The sequence below is a fragment of the Terriglobus sp. YAF25 genome (genome assembly GCF_052113305.1).
Taxonomy (GTDB): domain Bacteria; phylum Acidobacteriota; class Terriglobia; order Terriglobales; family Acidobacteriaceae; genus Terriglobus.
On the sequence record NZ_JBFRCY010000400.1, the window covers coordinates 1 to 4,215 of the forward strand.

The 4,215-nt window shown below is 57.0% G+C and carries 4 protein-coding genes; 1 reads left to right on the top strand and 3 read right to left on the bottom strand.

Annotated elements, in window-relative coordinates; genetic code table 11:
* Nucleotides 1-1,545 (top strand): FtsX-like permease family protein (locus AB4043_RS16550; RefSeq protein WP_442307549.1); only part of this gene is annotated, 1,545 nt, incomplete at its 5' end.
* Between the two features lie 343 nt (nucleotides 1,546-1,888).
* Here the strand turns inward: AB4043_RS16550 and AB4043_RS16555 are convergent.
* The 3 genes from AB4043_RS16555 to AB4043_RS16565 all read right to left on the bottom strand — a co-directional run bounded on the left by AB4043_RS16555 (nucleotide 1,889) and on the right by AB4043_RS16565 (nucleotide 4,018).
* Nucleotides 1,889-2,443, bottom strand: coding sequence for a hypothetical protein (locus AB4043_RS16555; protein ID WP_442302906.1), 555 nt, complete (start codon nucleotides 2,441-2,443; stop codon nucleotides 1,889-1,891).
* A gap of 191 nt (nucleotides 2,444-2,634) precedes the next feature.
* Complete coding sequence (locus AB4043_RS16560; protein ID WP_442302905.1) at nucleotides 2,635-3,093, bottom strand: MarR family winged helix-turn-helix transcriptional regulator; 459 nt, start codon at nucleotides 3,091-3,093, stop codon at nucleotides 2,635-2,637.
* A 43-nt stretch (nucleotides 3,094-3,136) separates the two neighbouring features.
* Nucleotides 3,137-4,018, bottom strand: coding sequence for an NmrA family NAD(P)-binding protein (locus AB4043_RS16565; protein WP_442302904.1), 882 nt, complete (start codon nucleotides 4,016-4,018; stop codon nucleotides 3,137-3,139).
* Between the last annotated feature and the right edge of the window lie 197 nt (nucleotides 4,019-4,215).

A 4,215-nucleotide genomic window follows, 5' to 3' on the forward strand; every position in this document is an offset into this window, starting at 1 on the left:
CAGGAGATCTCCATACGGGCCGCACTCGGCGCCGGACGCGCCCGCATCGCCCGCGAGCTGCTGCTGGAAAGCGTCGTGCTCGGCCTGATCGGCGGTGTGCTCGGCGTTGGCGTCGCCGCTGCGGCGCTGCGTCTCCTCGTCTCCATCGGCCCGGCTAGTCTGCCGCGTCTCAGCGAAATATCTCTCGACACACGTTCCGTCGCATTTACCTTTGCGATTTCACTGTTCTCCGGACTCCTCTTCGGCTCGCTGCCCACATGGAAATACGTCTTCCGCCAGAGATCTACGCTGCTCGACGGCTCCGTGCGCACCACCAGCATCAGTCGCGAACGCCATCGCGCACGCAACGTGCTGGTCGTCACTCAGGTGGCAATGGCCCTGGTGCTGCTGGTGTGCGCTCTCCTCATGGTCCGCACCTTCGCCGCGTTGCACAATGTCGATCCTGGCTTCTCCGACGCGTCACACATTCAGACAGTAAGCACGTGGATTCCCGATCAGCTCATCAGCAATTCCGAAATGGTCACTCGCACCGAGAACGACATCACCGACAAGCTTGCCGGTATCCCCGGCGTCACCTCTGTCGGCTTCGCTCGCGCTGTGCCCATGGACGGCAACCAACCCAATTGGGACAGCCTCTACCTAAAAGGAAAGGACTACGGAGCGACCGAGCCGCCAATCCGCTTCTTCAACTACATCTCGCCCGGCTTCTTTCACGCCATGGGCACGCGCCTCGTCGCCGGACGCGACTTCACCTGGAGCGACATCTACAGTCTGCGACCCAGCGTCATCGTCTCCGAAAACTTAGCCCGCGAGTCATGGGGCTCCGCTCAAGCAGCGATCGGCAAACAAGTACGCGAGTTTTCCAGCATGCCATGGCAGGAGGTGATCGGCGTCGCAGAAGATGTACATACTCTGGGCCTGGACGAAAAGGTCCCCGCAACCGTCTACTGGCCGGCAATGGTCAGAAACCCATATGATCCGCAGCCGGCGATCATGGCCTCGCGCTTCGTGACCTTTGCTATCCACACCAACCGTGCCGGAACCGCCAGCCTGCAGAGTGAAATGCAGCAAGCTGTGTCGTCGGTCAATGCAAGCCTGCCCCTGGCATCCGTGCAGACCATGCAGGAGATCTACGGCAAGTCTCTCGCGCGCACTTCCTTCACACTCGTGATGCTGGGGATCGCCGCAGCCATGGCRCTTGCGCTCGGCATCATCGGCATCTACGGCGTCATCTCCTACGCCGTCTCACAGCGCACTCGTGAGATCGGTATCCGTCTTGCGCTCGGCGCGCGGAAGAACGAGCTCCGTTGGATGTTCGTCCGTCCCGCCTTATTGCTCACCGGAATCGGAGTCGTCATCGGCCTCGGAGCCGCCGCGGCAGTCGCGCGGCTAATGAGAACACTGTTGTTTGGCATCAGCCCTATTGACCCATTGAGCTTCGTGGCCGTGCCGCTCATCCTCGTTCTGGCAGCAGCGCTCGCAAGTTTTCTGCCGGCCTCTCGCGTGGCCACCGTCAACCCCGTGGACGCGTTGAGAGTCGAGTAACCCAAAGAGTCATCTTCACTCGAATGGAATGTCGGCTGCTCCGCATCCGCTGGGCGGCTCCCTTCCTGTAAGCCGACTTACGAGTACTAATCCGTCTCCAATGTAGAAGCCCCTGTCGCAGGCGAAATGAAAGATGAAATCAGGTCGATCCCGGATTTCTCCTGGGCTTTTCTCTTTGCTCTTCGCGGCGAGGCCGCATGTCACTGAAGGCTTCTGCGGTCTATCGGTTTAATTGCTAGACCGACTTGAGGAAAGGAATCAACGCGCGGAAGTAGTCGGTCTGGTCGTCCCACAGGGGTAGGTGACTGAAGGCGGCTCGAAACTTAGCCGGTCGACTTCGTATTTACCTGATCGTTTGTTCTTGAGGCGGAGGAATTGCCCGTCGTTCGCGGGAACCAATTCGCTTGAAAACGCCAGACTGCCACTTGTATCGCGTGATGAGCACGCCGGAAGAACAGCAGTCGCCCTCACTTCTACTCGGATCGAACAACTCAAACACCAACAGCCCCTTTTGTCCGTACACGCCGTAGAGCCCGGAGTCTGATCTGCTTCCCGTGTGGCAGTAGGCGAGGAGCTTTGGCTGGTGCTGATCGAGTGTGTAAACGTACACATAGTCGGTCGTTTGCGTTCCGCCGGAGTAATACCTAAGGTCGACGATAGCCTCCTCGTTACCATCTCCCGTGAGGTCGGCATAGCGGACAAACTCAAATGTGAACCCTTGGTATTGGGCGTATTCCTTACCATCCATCACGAAGCTGGAGGTTTTCCTCAGGTCCTTGCCGTCCACTAGTAGAATCGGCTTTCTACTAGGGTTGGTCGTGGAACCATCAAGCCATTGGAGGCTGTTGTGACCGAGTAGGTGTCCGCTTACTGGATAGGTAAAGCTCTTGAAATCCACTTGGTGGATGTTTTCCTGAGCACTGAGATGCAAGCAGCAGTGCAGAAGAACCAGGATGAGTGTTAAACGGGGCACACATCCACTGTAATCGTGTAAAGCGCAATTTGGCGTCGCATTTCTTTCCAGGCGTATGTCGCCATGCTCATCGCTGAGCAGGCAGGCTTTACTGTTGCAGCCGTTGATCTGGACGCTCAGCCTTTCGATGCATCTGTCGTGACATCGCCAATAGCGATGCTTTTGAGTCGCCTCCGCAGCTCCGCAGCATTTTTCCCATTCAGCTCCTCGAATTCGTGCTGCGCTTTGCGCCAGAGAGGGGCTGCTTTATCGTGGAGGCGCTGTCCTTCCCTGGTGAGTTCCACAAGGCGGCTTCGGCCATCTGTCGGTGACGGCTTGATCGTAACGAAGCCATCACGCTCAAGGAAACCAACCATCTTTCCCATCGCTGTGCGTTCGATATCCAATCGCTCCGCAAGGGCGTTGACCGGGGCGCTACCCACTTCGTTCAACGCAGCGAGTGTAAGGAATTGCGTAATGCGCACACCCGCAGACTCCAGATAGCTGTCATAAAGGCGTGAGACCTGTCTACTCGCCTTCCTTACCGCGAAACAGTAGCACTGGTCGATCCCGAGCGATTGGTTGAGCTGCAGCATACGTTTTTACCCTCTCGATTTCCATTGATTGTTCAAACTCTCATCACGCGAATGCTTTGCGGTATTTCTCGATGAAAGCCGCGACCGAAAGCGCAGGCGTTCCGGTGATCGTCTCGACATTATCTTTGACACCGGAGAAAATGCCGTCTCGATAGTTCTGAGCGACCTCGACCAGGTGCTGCACCAGGAATGGAGGAAACTTATAAAGATTCTCCATTTTCTCCCTGAACTCTTCGATCGTTGTCGGCGCATACCCGATCTCTGCACCGAGTACATCGCTCATGACGGAAGCAATCTCGGTATGGTTCATCTCGACTGGTCCGTGCAGTGTGTAGGTCTTGCCTCCGTGCCCCTCGGGATTGGCGAGGATATGGGCGATGACCCTGCCCTGGTCGTCGCTCGCGATGGGCGCGTGGCGTCCGTCGGCGAAGGGAAACTCGATCTTTTTCTTAGCCCAGATCTCCTTCGCAAAATGCGGGTAAACAAGCCAATCGGCGAAGAAGGTCGGGCGGAGATGTGTCGTGGGCACGCCTGACCAGTCAAAAACCCGCTCTGAGATCCAGTGATCCTGCGCAGCATGGCTTGCCGACTCGCGCCGTGCGGAAATCTGCGACATGTTGACGATTGCCGTAACGCCTGCTTCCTTTGCAGCCTGAGCGAAATAGGCAGCAGCTCCAATAATTCCCGGCGCAATTGGATGAAGAAAATAGGCCGACCGGATACCTTCCATAGCGGCACGGATCTGGTCGATGTCTGTGAAATCCCCTACGGAGATATCGACTCCGCGATGTCTCAGTTCGGCAGCCCGATCGTCATCGGCGCGCACATAAGCCCGCACGCGTCTACCCATCTTGAGCAATTCATTGATGGCTGTTCCCCCGGTCCGTCCAGTTGCTCCGCTCACCAAAATCTCGAATTCATTCATGACGCCCCTCCCTTTGATGTGCGAGCATATGCTCGCATACAGAATATGAGTAGGAGCATATGCTTTTAGTTTCAACTTTTTTTACCGGTGTCAGTTGGTAGGGCAGGGTTGCCGGATCGCAGCTCTATGCGCTAACGAAGGTGAGCAGCGGTGCTTGCCGGTACCGTCTCACCCACTTGCCCACCGTCTGCCTGCGC

Excerpts from the sequence above, each read along its gene's own strand:
- AB4043_RS16560 (WP_442302905.1), bottom strand. The coding sequence starts at position 3,093 with ATGCTGCAGCTCAACCAATCGCTCGGGATCGACCAGTGCTACTGTTTC.
- AB4043_RS16565 (WP_442302904.1), bottom strand. The coding sequence starts at position 4,018 with ATGAATGAATTCGAGATTTTGGTGAGCGGAGCAACTGGACGGACCGGG.